Annotated in this window: 12 protein-coding genes; 2 read left to right on the top strand and 10 right to left on the bottom strand. The window is 71.5% G+C overall.

Annotation, left to right across the window (positions count from 1 at the left end; genetic code table 11):
• Window positions 1-2: 2 nt before the first annotated feature.
• The 7 genes from VGW35_15305 to VGW35_15275 form a co-directional block, all read right to left on the bottom strand.
• Window positions 3-950 (bottom strand): metal ABC transporter substrate-binding protein, encoded by a 948-nt coding sequence (locus VGW35_15305; protein ID HEV8309028.1) that lies wholly within the window; start codon window positions 948-950, stop codon window positions 3-5.
• On the bottom strand, window positions 947-2,053 hold the full coding sequence (locus VGW35_15300; GenBank protein HEV8309027.1) for an acetamidase/formamidase family protein: 1,107 nt from the start codon (window positions 2,051-2,053) through the stop codon (window positions 947-949). Before VGW35_15300 ends, VGW35_15305 begins: the two co-directional genes overlap by 4 nt.
• Window positions 2,054-2,084: 31 nt before the next feature.
• Window positions 2,085-3,413, bottom strand: a complete 1,329-nt coding sequence (locus VGW35_15295; protein ID HEV8309026.1) for an NAD(P)/FAD-dependent oxidoreductase — start codon at window positions 3,411-3,413, stop codon at window positions 2,085-2,087.
• Between the two features lie 12 nt (window positions 3,414-3,425).
• Complete coding sequence (locus VGW35_15290; GenBank protein ID HEV8309025.1) at window positions 3,426-5,003, bottom strand: D-aminoacylase; 1,578 nt, start codon at window positions 5,001-5,003, stop codon at window positions 3,426-3,428.
• A 16-nt stretch (window positions 5,004-5,019) separates the two neighbouring features.
• Window positions 5,020-6,441: an amidohydrolase family protein gene (locus VGW35_15285; protein HEV8309024.1), complete on the bottom strand. Its 1,422-nt coding sequence runs from the start codon at window positions 6,439-6,441 to the stop codon at window positions 5,020-5,022.
• A 92-nt stretch (window positions 6,442-6,533) separates the two neighbouring features.
• Window positions 6,534-8,351 (bottom strand): serine hydrolase, encoded by a 1,818-nt coding sequence (locus VGW35_15280; GenBank protein ID HEV8309023.1) that lies wholly within the window; start codon window positions 8,349-8,351, stop codon window positions 6,534-6,536.
• Between the two features lie 310 nt (window positions 8,352-8,661).
• Window positions 8,662-9,837 carry an MFS transporter gene (locus tag VGW35_15275; protein HEV8309022.1) on the bottom strand — a complete coding sequence of 392 codons (1,176 nt, stop codon included), beginning with the start codon at window positions 9,835-9,837 and terminating at the stop codon, window positions 8,662-8,664.
• A gap of 395 nt (window positions 9,838-10,232) precedes the next feature.
• On the opposite strand from VGW35_15275, the gene VGW35_15270 reads away from it, so the two are divergent.
• Window positions 10,233-11,555 (top strand): amidohydrolase/deacetylase family metallohydrolase, encoded by a 1,323-nt coding sequence (locus VGW35_15270; protein ID HEV8309021.1) that lies wholly within the window; start codon window positions 10,233-10,235, stop codon window positions 11,553-11,555.
• A gap of 712 nt (window positions 11,556-12,267) precedes the next feature.
• Window positions 12,268-12,582, top strand: a complete 315-nt coding sequence (locus tag VGW35_15265; protein ID HEV8309020.1) for a hypothetical protein — start codon at window positions 12,268-12,270, stop codon at window positions 12,580-12,582.
• Between the two features lie 42 nt (window positions 12,583-12,624).
• Here the strand turns inward: VGW35_15265 and recR are convergent, their stop codons facing one another.
• The 3 genes from recR to dnaX form a co-directional block, all read right to left on the bottom strand.
• The gene (gene recR, locus VGW35_15260) at window positions 12,625-13,224 is read right to left on the bottom strand and encodes a recombination mediator RecR (protein HEV8309019.1); all 600 of its coding nucleotides are present in this window, start codon (window positions 13,222-13,224) and stop codon (window positions 12,625-12,627) included.
• A 79-nt stretch (window positions 13,225-13,303) separates the two neighbouring features.
• Window positions 13,304-13,621: a YbaB/EbfC family nucleoid-associated protein gene (locus VGW35_15255; protein HEV8309018.1), complete on the bottom strand. Its 318-nt coding sequence runs from the start codon at window positions 13,619-13,621 to the stop codon at window positions 13,304-13,306.
• Complete coding sequence (gene dnaX, locus VGW35_15250; protein ID HEV8309017.1) at window positions 13,618-15,393, bottom strand: DNA polymerase III subunit gamma/tau; 1,776 nt, start codon at window positions 15,391-15,393, stop codon at window positions 13,618-13,620. The genes VGW35_15255 and dnaX overlap by 4 nt, the downstream gene beginning before the upstream one ends.
• Window positions 15,394-15,563: the final 170 nt, after the last annotated feature.

Genomic DNA, 15,563 nt, shown 5'->3' with positions numbered 1-15,563 from the left:
CCTCAGGATCCCGGCCCGGCGCCGGTCGCCTTGAGGGCCTCCGCCAGGCGGGCGGTGATCGCGTCGAACAGGGCGAGATAGTCTCCCGTGCCCGGGCCGCTGTCCACCGACGTCGGGAGCCGGGCGACCTGCCCGCCCGCTTCCGACGCCACCCGGCGGGCGAGATCGTCGGGAAGCCACGCCTCCGAGAGGACGAGCCGGATCCCGTGGCGCTTCATGTCGCGCACGATCCGGGCCAGGTGGGCCGGCGGGGGCGCGACGCCGGGATGGGGCTCGAGGGAGGCCGCCACGACGAGGCCGAAGCGCTGGGCCAGGTAGGGGAAGCTGTCGTGCACGGCCACCACCCGGACGCCCCGGTACGGCGCGAGCGCCGCGGTCCAGCGCCGGAGCCCCTCGTCCAGGCGGGCCACGAACGCCGCCCGCCGCGCGGCGAACTCGGCGCCGTCGGCCGGCGCCGCCCGGGTGAAGGCGGCCACCAGGCCGGCCGTGATCGGCCTGGCGTTCTCGGGGTCGAGCCAGTAGTGCGTGTTCCCGAAGGCGTGGACGTGCCCGGCGCCGGAGGCCGTCCGCGGCGCGGGCTCGAGGAGCTCGATCCCCCGCGAGGCGTCCACGTGGCCAGGCCGCCCGGGCAGGAGCCGCGCGTTGCCCGCCTGCTTGAGAAGGGCGGCGAGCCAGGCGTCGTGATCGAGCCCGATCCGCACCACCAGGTCGGCGGCGCGGAGGGCGGCCAGGTGGCTCGGCTTGGCCTGGAAGACGTGCGGCGGCTGGGCGCCCCCGAGCAGGCTCTCGGCCGAGACCCGGTCGCCCCCGACCACCTCGGCGAGCGCGCGGAGGTCCGTCGTCGTGGTGATCACCCGGAGTCGCGCGGGCGGCCCGCCGGCGGCGGCCGGCAGCAGGCCGGCCGTCGCGGCGAGGAGGGCGAGGAGGAGCGGTCCGTGGCGCCCCCTCACGCCTTGAAGAGGCTCTTCGGCACCATGCAGTGGACGCCCTTCCGGACGTCCACCACCTGGGTCACGCGGCAATCAGCCACCATCGAGGTCAAGGAATACGCCTCGTAGCGGTCGAGCCCCTTCGTCGCCAGGAAGTCCACGGTCTCGCGGACCGCGTTGACCAGCGCCTTGTTGAGGTCCTCGTCGAACCCCATCAGGATCCAGTGGGTCCGCGTCTCCATCCGGGGCCACTCGAGCTTCAGGTCCTTCCGGACGACCGGCTGGATCACGATCTCCTTGTAGGCGCACTCCAGCGCGGTCAGGTTCACCTCGCCGTTCCCCTGGCGGCAGTGGGAGTCCCCCATCCAGATGAGGCCGCCCTTGAGGAAGACCGGGATGAAGATCGTGGTCCCTTCCTGCAGCTCGTTGAGATCCATGTTGGAGCCGTTCTTCCACGGGCGGAGCGTGCTCACCGGCGCCATCGGGTCCTGGACGCCGCCCTTCCGTGGCGACGGATCGTTCGGGTCGATCCCCACCGCCAGCGTTCCGGGGAACGGCTGGAGCTCGATCGTGACGCCGGGCTTGAACTCGGCCTGCTTCTTGTCCCAGTCGAGATAGAAGTAGCGGACCCAGCCGTTGGGGAACTCCGGGGCCAGCGCCCCGACGGTCGGGAAGTCCCGGCCCGGCAGGTTGAAGTTCACGCCGAAGGCCTTGGGGACGATCTTCTTGATCCGGATCTCCATCACGTCGCCCGGCTCGGCGCCGTTGACGTAGATCGGCCCCGTCACCGAGTGCGGGCCGCCGCCGGGGTTCGCCCGCCGGAGGGCGACGATCTCGTCCATCGTCGTCCCGGGCTGGATCTTGTTGTGCGAGTGCATCATCGTCTCGACGGCCACGGTATCTCCCGAGTTGACGACGAGCTTGGGGGGCTCCTTCGGATCGAGCCAGCCCCACTGCGTGGTGTCGAGCGTGGCCGGGAGCACGTGATACTTGCCGCCGTCGGCGGAGACCGCGCGATCCCGCTTGGCTTCCTCGAGCTGCTGGGCGACCGCCAGCCACCCGACGAAGGAGACCAGGGTCAGGAGCGACAGGACGAGCACGAGCTTGACCCAGATCAGGCGCATGAGCGACCTCCTTGTTCGCGAGGGCCTGCCCTCAGGAGGCGCGGGCGCGCCCCTGGGGCGGCTCCTCGGCATGATTCCGGCGCGACGCCAGCTCCGTGTCCCCGGTGATGAGCCGCACGCCCCGGTTGAAGGTGGCGTAGGCCCAGGCCCACTCGATCATGACCAGGAGCCGATTCCGGAAGCCGATGAGAAAGAAGATGTGGACGATCACCCACGCGAGCCAGGCGAGCCATCCGTGGAGCTGGAGGCGCCCGCGCTGGGCCACGGCCGCGTGGCGGCCGATGGTGGCCAGCATGCCCCGGTCGCGGTACCGGAAGGGCTGCCTCGCCTCGCCCCGCGTGGCGCGGAGGATGTTCTGGGCCGCGTGCCGCCCCATCTGGATCGCCACCGGCGCCAGGCCGGGCAGCGCCTGGCCGTCCGGCTGGCGGAACGCGGCGAGGTCCCCGATGACGAAGACCTCGGGATGGCCCGGGATGGTCAGGTCGGGTTCGACGAGGACGCGACCCGCACGGTCGAGCGGCACCCCCAGCGAGCGGGCCAGGGGCGAGGCGGTCACGCCGGCGGCCCAGAGCACGGTTTCGGCCCGGATCAGGAGCGGTCCGGCCTCCACCAGGCCGGGGGCGATCCGCGTCACCGCGGTGCGGGTCAGGACCTCGACCCCGCGCGCGCCGAGCACGCGGGCCGCCGCCGCGCCGAGCGGCTCGGCGAACGCGCTCAGCAGCCGGGGGCCGGCCTCGATCAGGACGATCCGCGCCTGGGCGGGGTCGATGGCCCGGTATTCGTGCGCGAGCGCGTCGCGCGCGATCTCGGCCAGCGCGCCGGCCAGCTCCACCCCGGTGGGCCCCCCGCCGACGATGACGAAGGTGAGGAGCGCTCTCCGCCGCGCCTCGTCCGGCTCGCGTTCCGCGGCCTCGAAGGCCAGCAGCACGCGGCGGCGGATCTCCAGCGCATCCTCGATGGTCTTGAGGCCCGGGGCCAGAGGCCGCCACTCGTCGTGGCCGAAGTAGGCATGGCTCGCCCCGGTAGCCAGGATCAGGGCGTCGTAGGCGAGCTCGCCGTCGGCCAGGACGAGACGCCGGCGCGTCAGGTCCACCGCCGTCGCCTCGGCCAGGACGACCGCGACGTTCGGGATCCGGCGCAGGATATGGCGGATCGGCTGGGCGATGTCGCCCGGAGACAAGCCGGCCGTCGCCACCTGATAGAGGAGCGGCTGAAAGAGGTGGTGATTCCGCCGGTCCACCAGCGTGACGCGTACGGGCCGGCCATCGAGCGCGAAGGCGGCATAGAGCCCGCCGAACCCGCCGCCGACGATCACGACGTGGGGGAGGTCGCGGGGGGCGGCGCCGGCGGGCCCGTTCATATCGCGGACGGGTCAGGAGGCCGGACGACCGCGCCGGAGGGCCCGGCCGGCCAGCACGCCCGCGTGCCGCCCCTGGTCGACCACGACCTTGCCGTTGACGATCACGTAGTCGATGCCGATCGGGAACTGCTTGGGCTCGGTGCGGGTCGCCGGCGCCTTCACGGTCCGGGCGTCGAACACGACGATGTCGGCCGTGAAGCCGTCGCGCAGGAGCCCGCGGTCCGGGAGGCCGATGCGTTGCGCCGGGAACGACGTCATCTTGCGGATGGCGTCGGGCAGCGCCAGGAAGCGATCCTCCCGAACATACTCGGCCAGGATGACGGGAAAGGTCCCGTAGGAGCGGGGGCTCGGGTACTCCCCGATCAGGAGGGCATCGCTTCCCACCATGGACAGCGGATGGCTCACGAACTTGGGCAGCGTGGCGGCGTTGGCGCCAGCCGACACATAGGAGACCTGCTGGTCTTCCAGGAGGAGAAGATCGCAGATCGCGTCGACCGGGTCCTTGCCCATCCGCTCGGCCACCTCGGCGATCGAGCGCCCTTCGTAGCGATGGTGCTCGGGCCGCTTGAGATGGGTCACCCACATCTCCTGCCACGAGGCCGCGCGGGGCGCCATCTCCTTCCGCATGCGGGCCCGGGCCTCGGGGGAGGCCAGCGCGGCGCGCAGCCGCTCGGGCCCGCCATCGAACGCCCACTGGGGGATGACGATGTTGAGCCGGGTGCTCGAGAAGATGTAGGGGTAGCTGTCGAAGGTGACGTCCAGCCCTTCCTCCCGCGCGTCCTCGACGAGTCCCAGCATCCGCCGGGCGCCCGCGGGCGCCGTCGTGCGGTGGTAGAAATGCGTGATGTGGGTCGGGATCCCGCTCTGCCGGCCGATCTCGATCGCCTCGCGGAAGGGGTCGAGGAAGCGGTCGCCGAGGCTGTAGCGCACGTGGGTGTGGTAGATGCCGCCGAGCCGGGCCGCCTGGCGGGAGAGGGCGACCAGCTCGGCGGTGTCGGCGTAGCTCCCGGGTGGATAGTCGAGGCCGGTCGACATGCCCCAGGCGCCTTCCTCCATGGCCACCCGGAGGAGCGCCGTCTGGTTGGCGAGCTCGGCCGCCGTCGGCGGCTTGTCCTCCCAGCCCATCGCGCCGATGCGGATCGGGGAGTTCCCGACGAGGTAGACGATGTTCACGGCGACCCGGTTCGTGAAGAGATCGAGGTACTGCTCGACGGTGGCCCAGCGGCCCGGCAACGGCGGGCAGCCGTCCAGTCCCGAGTTGACCTCGACGAAGCGGCGGAGGTCGTCGTGGGAGTGAAACGGCGCGTAGGAGCAGCCGTCGATCCCGATCACCTCGGTGGTGACGCCCTGGCGGACCTTCGGCGCGTGCTCGGGCTCGGCCAGGATCACGAGCCCGGAGTGGGCGTGCATGTCGATGAACCCTGGGCAGACCACGCGGCCGCTGGCGTCGATCGTGCGGTCGGCCTGGACGCCGGCCAGGTCCCCCCGGAGGATGCGCACCCGCTCGCCCTCGACACCCACGGCCCCGTAGAATCCCGGGTTCCCGGTGCCGTCGATGATCAGGCCCCCTCGGATCAGAAGGTCAAGCATCCGTTACCTCCGCCACCTATCGGACGGACCCGGCCAGCGGCGGGATCGGCGCCCCTCGCGAGAGAAACTGCCCGTAGCCGGGCGCCTGCTCGAGCCTCCCCTCGTTCAGAAGGACGCGCCCCCGGAGAAGCGTCATCCAGGGTCGCCCGCGGACCGGCCACCCCTCGTAGAGCGTCCAGCCGGCCATCCCGTGGTGATCGGTCACCCGGATGGTCCACTCCGGCTCCGGATCGATGATCAGCAGGTCCGCGTCGGCGCCGATCCGGATGGCGCCCTTCCGCGGGTAGAGCCCGAAGATCCGGGCGGGGTTCTCGGCGAGCGCGCGGGCGAGCCAGGGAAGCGGGAGCCCACGCTTGACCACGCCCTCACTGTACATCAGCGGGACCATGGTCTCGACCGACGGACTCCCGAAGGGAATCGGCCGTCCCTGCCCGTCCACGAAGATGTTCTGCCACCCCGGCGCCTTCACCGCCTGGGCGCGCGGCGCGTGGTCGCTCCCGACGGTGGCGATGTAGCCCTGGGCCGAGCCCTGCCAGAGCGCATCGCGGTCGGGGCCCGCGGCGGGCCGGAGCGGCGGCCCGATCTTGGCCAGCGGTCCCCACCGCTCCATCTCGGCGTCGGTGAGGAGGAGGTACTGGGGGCACGTCTCGGTCCACACGCGCTGGCCGGCGGCCTGCGCCTGCTTGATCCGCTCGAGCCCGAGCCGGCTCGACAGGTGCACGACGTAGACCGCGGCGCCGGTGAGGGCGCCCAGGCGGATGGCCCGGTTGATCGCCTCCTCCTCGGCCCAGTCGGGGCACGTCGCCGGAAAGTCCCGGGGGTGGACGCGGCCCTCGGCGATCGCCCGGTCCTCGAGGTAGGCGAGCACATCGCCGTTCTCGCAGTGGAGCTGGGCGAGGGCGCCGTGGGCGGCGATCTGCTCCATGGCTCGGCAGATGAAGTCGTCGGAGCACATGCGCAACGGACGCTTCTTGTAGGTCATGAACATCTTGAACGACGTCACCCCGAGCCGGACCGCTTCCGGGATCCCGTCGAGGATCTCCGGCTGGTTCAGCAGGATGAAGTGAAACCCGAAGTCGAGGATCGATTGCCGGCCGACCTCCTCTCGGAGGCGCCGGATGGCCTGCGGCAGGGTCTCGCCGGCCTGCTCGTCGTACACGCCGAATCCGAGCAGCGTCGTGAGGCCGGCGTGGGCGGCGGCAAGGGGGCCGCCCTTCCAGTCGTCGTACTCGGCCCCGAGGTGGATGTGGCAGTCGATGGCGCCCGGCAGCACGTACTTGCCGGCGGCGTCGACGTAGCGCTCGGCCGGCGGCAACAGCTCGGCCGGGCCGAGGGCCACGATCTTCTCGTCCCGGATGGCGATGGCGCCCTCGTACACGTCAGAGCCGGTGACGATCCGTCCCCCGTGCACGACCGTATCGACCCTGGCCGCCCCCATCGTCCCGCTCACCCGATATTGATAACCCGGGGCGGCAGGCTTCGGCAACCCGCCGGGGGCGCCCCCGGGCCCCCGGCGGGATCTCGTGCCGACTACCAGGTCTGCAGGGCCTGGCGAATCTCCTTTCGGAAGAGCTCGTTGCCGGCATTCCCGAGGGCATTGTCGGCCGCCACCTTGGTGGAGCAGTTGACGCCCGGCCCGCAGGGGATGCTCAGGTCATTCGCCCACTGCCCGAAGACGTAGTGCACGGGCACGATCGCGCCCGTGCCCGACTTGAAGGGCAGCGTCATCCGGCCCGCGTTCGAGCGGTAGTAGAAGTAGGGATTGCAGCTCGTGATGCAGATGTCGTAGGAGCCGCCCTTGAACCGGGAGTCCATCTGGGCGATGAAGGCGTTGGCCGCCGCGGCCGACTTGCCGAGCGCCGTCGCCTCCTGCCGGACGATGGTGGCGAGCGCCGACGAGGAGCCGATCCCGCCGCCCAGCATGATGTTGTAGAAGGTGGTGCGGGAGCTCCCCGTGAGCAGGCTGCCGTTCGCGACCGCCTCGTAGAGCTTGCCGACGTCGACCAGCGTGAGGTCATTGCGCAGGTTGTTCCGGAACCCGCAGCCCAGGACCTGGCGGAGCTCGGTGTTGCTCATGCCGAGCGAGTCGGCCCGGGCGTTGAGCGCGGCCTGGCCGTACCGGAGCTGGAGGCCTCGAGTCGTCCGGTTGTCGGAGTTCTGCATCGTCTTCGCGAGCCCGTCCTGGAGCGTGGTCGTCCGCTTGTTGGCATCGACCTCGGGCGCATCCAGCGGACAGATGTCCTTGTTGTTGGGGTCGTCGGGCTTGACGAAGTAGACGAAGTTGGACGACAGGGAGTCCAGCCCGACCTGGACCCGGCGCATGGCATGGGCATGGTGGAGCACCTTGATGGCGCTGGCCGGCTCGAAGATCGTCCCGCCCTGGAGGTCCACCTTCACGCCGCCCCCGACTTGTTTGAGGTAGATCCCGAAGCGGCCAGCCGACAGGCCGGGGTCCATGATGGCCCACAGCCGCCGGGTCTCGGCGTTCGAGTTGTCCAGCAGGATGGCGGCGAAACGCGTCTGGCCGCCGTCCGTGTAGCGCTCGATGTCGATGACCCGAGCCCCCTTCTGGAGCGCTTTGTCCACGACCGCCTGGGCGCTGGGCAAGCCGTAGTACCACCACCAGTACTCGCCCTCGCGTCGGTGCATGACGACGTCGAGCCTGCCGTCGGGCCGTCGCTCGTAGTCGACCAGCCGGGCGCGGTTCTCGATGAGCTTGGCCGATACGAAGCCCGGCGGCACGTTGACGTACCACCACCACTGCTTGGCGTCGGCCCCGGTGTTCCGGATCATGACGCCCGAGAAGACGCGGGTCCCGTTGACCACGTAGCTGTCGAGGTCGATGAGGCGCGCCTGGTTCTCGGTGAGCTTCTGGCTGAGGAAGGCGGCCGAGACGCCCTGATACCACCACCAGGCCCGGGCGAAGCTGCCGGTGTTGGACACCATCACGGCGGCGAAGCGCACGCCAGAGGAGGTGACGTAGGGCTCGAGGTCGATCAGCCGCGCCTGGTTGGCATTGAGGCGGTCGGTGACCTGGGCGGCGGTGAGGCCGAAGTACCACCACCAGGCCGGCACGGCGTAGGCGCCCGCGTTCTTGACCAGGGCCGCCGTGAAGCGGTAGGGACTGGTGCTCTGAACCTCGAGGTCGGTGATGCGGGCGCCGTCCTGCTGGATCTTGTTTGTGAGGAACGCGGCGTCGACGCCGGTGTAGAGCCACCACGCGGTCGGCACCGTGACCGACCGGTCGTTGATGACCGCGGTCGCGTCGGCGACCGCGGGGACGACTGATCCGAGGTGTAGCATCGCCAACGCGATGACGATACCGAGACCTAGAGTGATGCGGCGCATGGTGCCCTCCCCGTGTTGGCGCTGAGCCGGCAGGTCTGAACGTCTGCGGAGAAGGGAACGGCTAGCGCGGACTGACCGAGTCACCCGGACCCCCGAGACGCTGACCAGCGGGGCGCCTCGCTCTCCCGGGATCCGAGACATGAGTGGGCAGGACTGTAGGGGGGAAACCTGAGCTTGTCAAGGTGGGAATTTCACTGAATCGCGCCGGCTTGCTCGGGGAGGCGCCCGCGAACTCCGAAAAGCCGGCGGCCGGGCCGCCCCGGTCTGGTACGACCTGCCGCGTCCGTCAGCTATGGAGGTCGCCGGCGCCTCAGCCTCCCGCGGGTGCCCGGCGAAAGCGGCGCTGGAGCCCGCGGAACGCCCAGAGCGCCGGCAGAGTGAGAAGCCAGAGCGCGGCGGCCAGCCAGAGGGCGGCCGCCGCCCCGCCCGTCCGGTCGACCAGATAGCCCGCCAGCGCCGGCGCCAGCGCCATCCCGGCGTAGTAGAGGGCGTAGAAGACGCCGAAACCCGTGCTGCGGCTCGCGGGTCCCAGCACTTCTCCAGGCAGGGCGATGACGCCGGCCGCCGGCGCGATGAGCACCCCGACCAGCACGCTCCAGAGCCAGGCCGGCTCCCCCAGCGCGAAGGCCGCCGACGCGGCGCCCGCGCCCACGAGGCCGGCCACCACCACGGTGTCGCTTCGCCCGAGCCGGTCCAGCAAGGCCCCGCCGAGGGGCACCGAGCCGATCGAGACCAGCGAGGCCCAGCTCACCACGAGCCCCGCGGCCGCCGGCGAGAGCCCTCGCTCCACCAGGAGCTTGGGACCGAACGCGAGGACCCCGATGAACCCCGCGTTCAGCGTCGCCCACGCGACCCCGGCGACCACTGTCAGACCCAGCTCGCGGCCGGAGATCGCCCACCACCGGTGGGGCCCCCGCCCCGGGCCCGCGACACGTGGATCGCGGTACAGCGCCAGGATCAGGACGAGCGCGAACGCCGCGTAGGCCGTGGTCGTGCCGATGGCGACCTGCCACGACGTCACCGCCGCGACCGCGCCCAGCGTGGCCAGCGCCAGCGCGATCCCGAGCGGCCACGCCGTGAGCATTACGCCGAGCGCCGTCGCCAGCTCCTGGCCGACAAACCACTCCGTCACGATCTTCGCGAGCTGCATGTTGAGGAGGACGCCCCCGGCGCCGGCGACGAGACGGCTCGCCGCGGCCTGGACGAAGGCGCCGCTGGCCATCAGGCCCGCCCCCCCGAGGATCATGAGGCCGAGCCCTGCGAGCACGAGCGCGCGATCACCGAAGCGCGCCGCCAGGAGGCCGCCCGGAAGGGCAAGGAATGCGCCCGGCAGGAGGTAGAGTCCGATCAGCGTCCCCAGCTCCGCGTAACCGACGCCGAGGTCGGCGACGAGGAACGGCCCCACCACGGCGACCGCCTGGAACTGGAAGCCCATCGCGATCCGCGCCGCGACGACCAGAGCCAGCACCCCCCAGCGGTTTCCCATGATCCCGGCGCCCGCCGGCCACCCGGCGCGCTACGGGCGCGACGCCGCCATGCGCGCGTAGAGGGCGATCTGCTGGAAGAAGTGGCGCAGGCCGTAGGGCTCGTCGACGTCGCGGTTGTCGCTGGTGGCCGCCGGGATTGGCATACCGAACACTCTGCCTAGCCCCGCCGTCCGCGGTCAAGGCGGTCTTCCAGGGCCTCGCCGGGTGTTCGCGGTCGAGCACCCCGACCCCCTGGCGGCCGTGCCGCCGGGCGCGGTATCGTCGGGGTGCGCCGGAGCGGCCCGGCCGGGGAGGGGCCACGGGCGGGGAGGACGGGAGACCGGAAGGTGCTTTGCGGTTCCAAGATTCGGGCCAGCCGGCGTCCTGGGCGGCGCCGCGCGCTAGGAGGTCAGGCATGGACGTCACCCGACGGAACTTCATCCTCTCCACCACCGCGGCGGCTGCGGGCGCCACGCTCGCCGGGGAGACCGCCGGCGTGAGCGCACAGACCGCGACGCTGGTCGCTCAGGCGACCGGACACCCGGCGCCACGGGGCTTCGATGCCGCGGACCCGGCACTCAAGTTCGACATCATGATTGCCAACGGCGACGTGCTCGATCCGAGCCAGAAGCTCCGGGGCAAGCGCGATATCGGGATCAAGTTCGGCCAGATCGCCGCGATTGCGCCGAGCCTTCCCGCCGACCGCGCCGCTCAGCGCATCGATGCCGCGGGCAAGCTCGTCACGCCCGGGCTCGTGGATCTGCACACGCACCTGGTTCCGCATCTCGGCATCGGGCTGCCGGCTGACGAGCTGGTGCCGATCACGGCGGTGACCACGGCGGTCTCGGCCGGCGACGCCGGATGGCAGACCTTCGGGGCCGTCCGTCACTACGCAATGCCGCAGTCCCGGACGCGCATCTTCGCCTTCGTCCACATCGCCTCGATCGGCCTGGCCGGTGGGCTCGCGCCCGGCGAGATGCTCAACATCGACTATGCGAACGTCGACGGCTGCGCCAGGGCAGTCTCCGAGAACCCGGACGTGGTGCTCGGCGTGAAGGTCCGCATCACCGACTCGGTCGTCGGGCAGAACGGGCTCGAACCCCTCCGCCGTGCACTCCGGGCGGCCGAGATGGCGGGCAAGCAGGTGCCCGTGATGTGCCACATCGGCGCCGCGCCGGGCTCGCTGTCGGACCTGCTCGACCTGCTGCGGCCGGGCGACATTCTGACCCACGCGTACAGCGGCGCCGGCAACAACACCGTGCAGAACGGCCAGCTCTTGCCCGCCGCGCGCGCGGCCAAGCAGCGCGGGGTCATCTTCGACGTCGGTCATGGAGGCGGAAGCTTCGACTACACGGTCTGCGAGCCGGCGCTGCAGCAGGGTGCGCCGCCCGACACCATCTCGAGCGACATCCACGCCGTCAGCATCAACACGCCGGGGTACCCGACACTTCCAAACGTGATGTCGAAATTCCTCAATCTGGGCATGCCGCTCGAGGAGGTGGTGGCCAAGGCCACCGTCGAGCCGGCGAAGATCATCGGCCGCGTGCCGGGTCTCGGCACGCTCCAGATCGGCGCGCCGGCCGACGTGGCGGTCTTCGACCTCGTGGACGGGCCGGTCGAGTTCGTGGACACGCGACAGAACCGGCGCAGCGGGACCAAGAAGCTCGTCCCCGTGTTGACGGTGCGCGGCGGGCGGCCATTCGGTCGGCCGCCGATGCCCTTCCCGTTCACGTACTAGGAGGCTGTCCGAGTAACCCGGCGCCGACCACCGAGCGTGTGGTGCCGCGCCGACTGAGGGTCAGGCCTGCACCCGTAAGAGCCGGGGTTGTCGGTGCCGTCGATGACGAGGCCGCCGTGGATCAATGGGTCCAGCATGGGGCGCGCCTGGGGTGGAAGGGTCGCGGACGCGAAGGGCCGCCGGCTCGTCACCGGCGGCCCTCCGGAGCTGGCTCCCCGGGCAGGACTCGAACCTGCAACCTCGTGGTTACAAGGCCCCCCGCGTTTCCGCGGGGCTTGGACTATCTCATCCCCGTAGGCGGCTTCAGGCCACCCGTAGGGGGCGGGCGCTTCCCCCGGCGGCGCGCCGCCGGAGTACGACCTCGCGGTCTAGTCTCTGCACGCTCCCTCGCGCCGGAGCGCGAAGGCTTCGCTCAGGGTTCCCGTGTCCCCCGAATGGGAGAGGTAGGCTTCCCTGAATTCGCCCGCTTTTCCATCCCGCCTTTCGGCCGGGACGCTGCCTTCCGACAGCCACTTGCTCTACCGGTTGAGCTACCGGGGAACGCGGCCATTGTACCCTACCCGCGGGCAAAGACGCACGCCGTCAGAAATGTGACGTCTGGAGGCCGGCCGCCGCGCCCTTGTACGGACGAAAGCCGTTCCCTCCAGTAGCCCGGCGGTGGCATGATGGTTGCTGAGACAGAGGAGAAGAGATTGTGCCAGGGGGTGCGGACATGACCAGCAGGAACGCGATCATCGCGAGCGCGACGGCCCTGGTCCTGGTGTTCGGAAGCGTCGGCGGCTGGGCAGCGGACCCCAAGCAGGGACCCGACCAGGTCGTCGAAGGCGCGAAGAAGACGGGGCAAGGGGTGGAGGAAACCGCCAAGGGGGTCGGCAAGACCGTGACCCAGGGCGCCAAGAAGGCCGGGGATCAGGCGAAGCCGGTGGGCGACAGGCTCCACGACAGCGCCAAGGGGTTCGGCGAAGCTCTCTTCGACGGCGCCAAGTACGTGGGCCGGACGATCTCGAACTTCTTTACCGGGAAGTAGCGCCCGCGACCGCAGGACTCGCCCCGGCCCGCCCGGGGCGGGTCACATCTCCTTTCGCCCCTCCAGCGCCCGCGCCAGCGTCACCTCATCCGCGTACTCGAGGTCGCCGCCGACCGGAAGCCCGCGCGCGATCCGGGTCACGCGGAGCCCGAGCGGACGCAGGAGCTTCGCCAGGTAGATCGCCGTCGCGTCGCCCTCCACGTTCGGATTCGTGGCGAGGATGACCTCCTGCACGCGGTCCGCCTCGAGGCGCCCGAGGAGCTCCCGGACCTTCAGCTCGTCCGGCCCGATGCCGTCCAGCGGGGAGAGCGCGCCGAGCAGGACGTGGTAGCGGCCGCGATACTCGCCGGTGCGCTCCATCGCCAAGAGGTCGTTCGGCTCCTCGACGACGCAGAGGAGGCTCCCGTCTCGGGCCGGATCGCGGCAGATCCGGCACGGCTCCTCGTCGGTCACGTTGAAACACCGCGAGCAGTGGGCCACGCGCGCCTTGAGGTCGACCAGCGCGTCGGCGAGGGCGCGGACCGCGGCTTCCGGCTGCTTGAGGAAATGGAACGCGAGGCGCTGCGCCGTCTTCGGCCCGATCCCCGGCAGCCGCTGAAGCGCCTCGATCAGGCGGCCCAGCGGGGGGGGGTGATACGTCACGGGCGGCGAGACCCGACGCGGCGACGGGGGGGCCGCCGACGATGGAAGCCGATGCGAGGCGACGCCGGTCGGCTCCGCACTAGAACATGCCGGGAAGCTTCCCGCCCAGGCCGCCGGCCAGCTTGGACATCTCCCCGGCGACCATCTCGCGGGCCTTTCTGAGGGCCTCGTTGACGGCGGCGAGGACCAGGTCTTCGAGCATCTGGGGGTCGTCGGGGGTGATCACGTCCCGGTCGATCTTGATCGACAGGATCTCCTGGTTGCCGTTGGCCTCGACGACCACCATCCCTCCGCCCGCCGACGCTTCGACTTTCCGCTTGGCCACCTCTTCCTTGAGGGCCTCGAGTTGTGCCTGAAGCTTCTGGGCTTCCTTGACGAGATTTCCGAATCCCTTCATGTGTCCTCTCCGCTGTGGGGTGCCGCCCCCTCCGGCCCGGCCGCGCCCGACTGGGGCCCGCGGCCAGCCGGGCGGACGGTGGTCACCTCGCCGTTGAAGAGCTCGACGGCCGCCTGAACGGCCGGATGACTCGTCACCTCGCCCGCCGCGGCGCCGGGCGCGGGCCCCGTGGTGAACACGATCTCCCGTACCCCCGGTCGGACTCGCCGCGCCGCCTCCAGGATGAGCTGGCGGTTTCCGACGTCACGGAGCTGATCCCGCGTGAACACGTTGCCATCGGGCACGGCCACCGTGAGACGCCCGTCCTCCTCCGAGACCACGACCGCATCGGCCAGCAGGTGCGCCAGGGTCGGCCGGAGCCGCGCGATCTCGGCCACGGTCCGTCGCCACACGTCGTCCTCGCTGGCGGGAGCCGCGGCCACGGGTGGCGCCACCGGCCGCGGCGGCGCGACGGGCGGCCGCTCGCCGACGGTGACGGGCAGTCGGCTTCCCCCGGTCATGGAGCCCCGCGCGGGGGGGGACGGCGCCGGGAGCTCGCCGGCGCCGCCCAGGAGATCCGTCTGCTGCGGCCCGGCCGCCGCGGGGAGCCCGGCGGAAGGCCCGTAGCCGCGCAGTTGAGCCTCGGCGCGTTCGAGACGCTCCAATACCTGCTCGATCGGCTCCGGCTGGGGCCGGTGACAGAGGCGCACCACGGCGATCTCGAGGTCGACCCGGGGATGCGGGGACCGCCGCATCTCCGCCTCCGCCTCGAGGAGGCCCTTGACGAGCAGCAAGAGGTCCTCGGTGCCCCCCCGACCCAGCGTCTTGAGCCGCGCCGCCTCCGCTTCACCGAGCTCGGAGGCCATGCCGTCGCGGACGCCCAGCAGCAGAGCGCGGCGAAGCACCTCCATCGCCTCCTGAGCGAGCAGGCCGAGATCCAACCCGTCGGCCGCGGCCCGCTCGATGCGGCCGAGCGCGTCGCCCGCGTCGCGATCGACGAGGGCCGCCGCCAGCCCCCAGGCCGCCTCCGCGCCCCCGCTCCCCAGCAGCTCCTGGACGGCTTGCGCGCTCACCCGGCCTTCACCGTAGGCGAGCGCGGTGTCGAGGAGCGAGAGCGCGTCGCGGAGACTCCCGTCCGCGGCGCGCGCGATCACGGTCAAGGCCTCGGCCTCCACCGCGACGTCGACACCGTTCCGAGTCGCTTCCTCGTCGAGGATCCGCCGAAGGCCCGCCGCGATCTCCCCCGGGGCGATCGGCCGGAAGTCGAAGCGCTGGCAGCGCGACAGGATCGTCGCCGGCAGGCGCCGGGGCTCGGTGGTGGCGAGGACGAACACGACGTGGGCCGGCGGCTCCTCCAGGGTCTTGAGGAGCGCGTTGAACGCCGGCTCGGTGAGCATGTGGACCTCGTCGATGATGTAGACCTTGCGGCGCCCGCGCGCCGGAGCGTAACGGGCGTTCTCCCGGAGCGTGCGCACCTCGTCGATCCCGCGGTTCGACGCGCCATCGATCTCGATGACGTCGAGCGCCCGTCCGGCGACGATCTCCCGGCACGGGTCGCACGCCGCGCACGGCACGGGCCCTTCGGCGCCGGCCCGCTCGCAGGCGAGCCCCATGGCGAGGAGACGCGCGGTGGTCGTCTTCCCCACCCCACGCGGGCCGGTGAAGAGATAGGCGTGGGCGATCCGCTGGCGCGCCAGCGCGTTCTGGAGGGTGCGCACGATCGGCGCCTGACCGACGACCGTCTCGAACGTGAGTGGCCGCCAGCGCCGCGCCAGCACCTGGTACTGACTCACGCCAGGCGACCCCTCCAGGAGCGGAGTGGTTGGGACTCCCCGGTGGCCGCCGGGCGCGCACGACCCCCAGGTGGGAGGGTCAAGGGGGGGAGTGGTTGGGCCTCCCCGGTGGCCGCCGGGCGCGCACGACCCCCAGGTGGGAGGGTCACGGGGAGTAGTGGGGACTCCCC

The organism is Candidatus Methylomirabilota bacterium (genome assembly GCA_036005065.1).
Taxonomy (GTDB): domain Bacteria; phylum Methylomirabilota; class Methylomirabilia; order Rokubacteriales; family DASRDR01; genus DASYQW01.
The sequence above is the reverse complement of the archived record's forward strand: the minus strand, read 5'-3'. Positions and strand labels throughout refer to the sequence as shown.

Bases quoted from the DNA above. Each gene is read 5' to 3' on its own strand.
- VGW35_15300 (HEV8309027.1), bottom strand. From the start codon at position 2,053: ATGCGCCTGATCTGGGTCAAGCTCGTGCTCGTCCTGTCGCTCCTGACC.
- VGW35_15295 (HEV8309026.1), bottom strand. From the start codon at position 3,413: ATGAACGGGCCCGCCGGCGCCGCCCCCCGCGACCTCCCCCACGTCGTG.
- VGW35_15290 (HEV8309025.1), bottom strand. From the start codon at position 5,003: ATGCTTGACCTTCTGATCCGAGGGGGCCTGATCATCGACGGCACCGGG.
- VGW35_15285 (HEV8309024.1), bottom strand. From the start codon at position 6,441: ATGGGGGCGGCCAGGGTCGATACGGTCGTGCACGGGGGACGGATCGTC.
- VGW35_15280 (HEV8309023.1), bottom strand. From the start codon at position 8,351: ATGCGCCGCATCACTCTAGGTCTCGGTATCGTCATCGCGTTGGCGATG.
- VGW35_15275 (HEV8309022.1), bottom strand. From the start codon at position 9,837: ATGGGAAACCGCTGGGGGGTGCTGGCTCTGGTCGTCGCGGCGCGGATC.
- VGW35_15270 (HEV8309021.1), top strand. From the start codon at position 10,233: ATGGACGTCACCCGACGGAACTTCATCCTCTCCACCACCGCGGCGGCT.
- VGW35_15265 (HEV8309020.1), top strand. From the start codon at position 12,268: ATGACCAGCAGGAACGCGATCATCGCGAGCGCGACGGCCCTGGTCCTG.
- VGW35_15255 (HEV8309018.1), bottom strand. From the start codon at position 13,621: ATGAAGGGATTCGGAAATCTCGTCAAGGAAGCCCAGAAGCTTCAGGCA.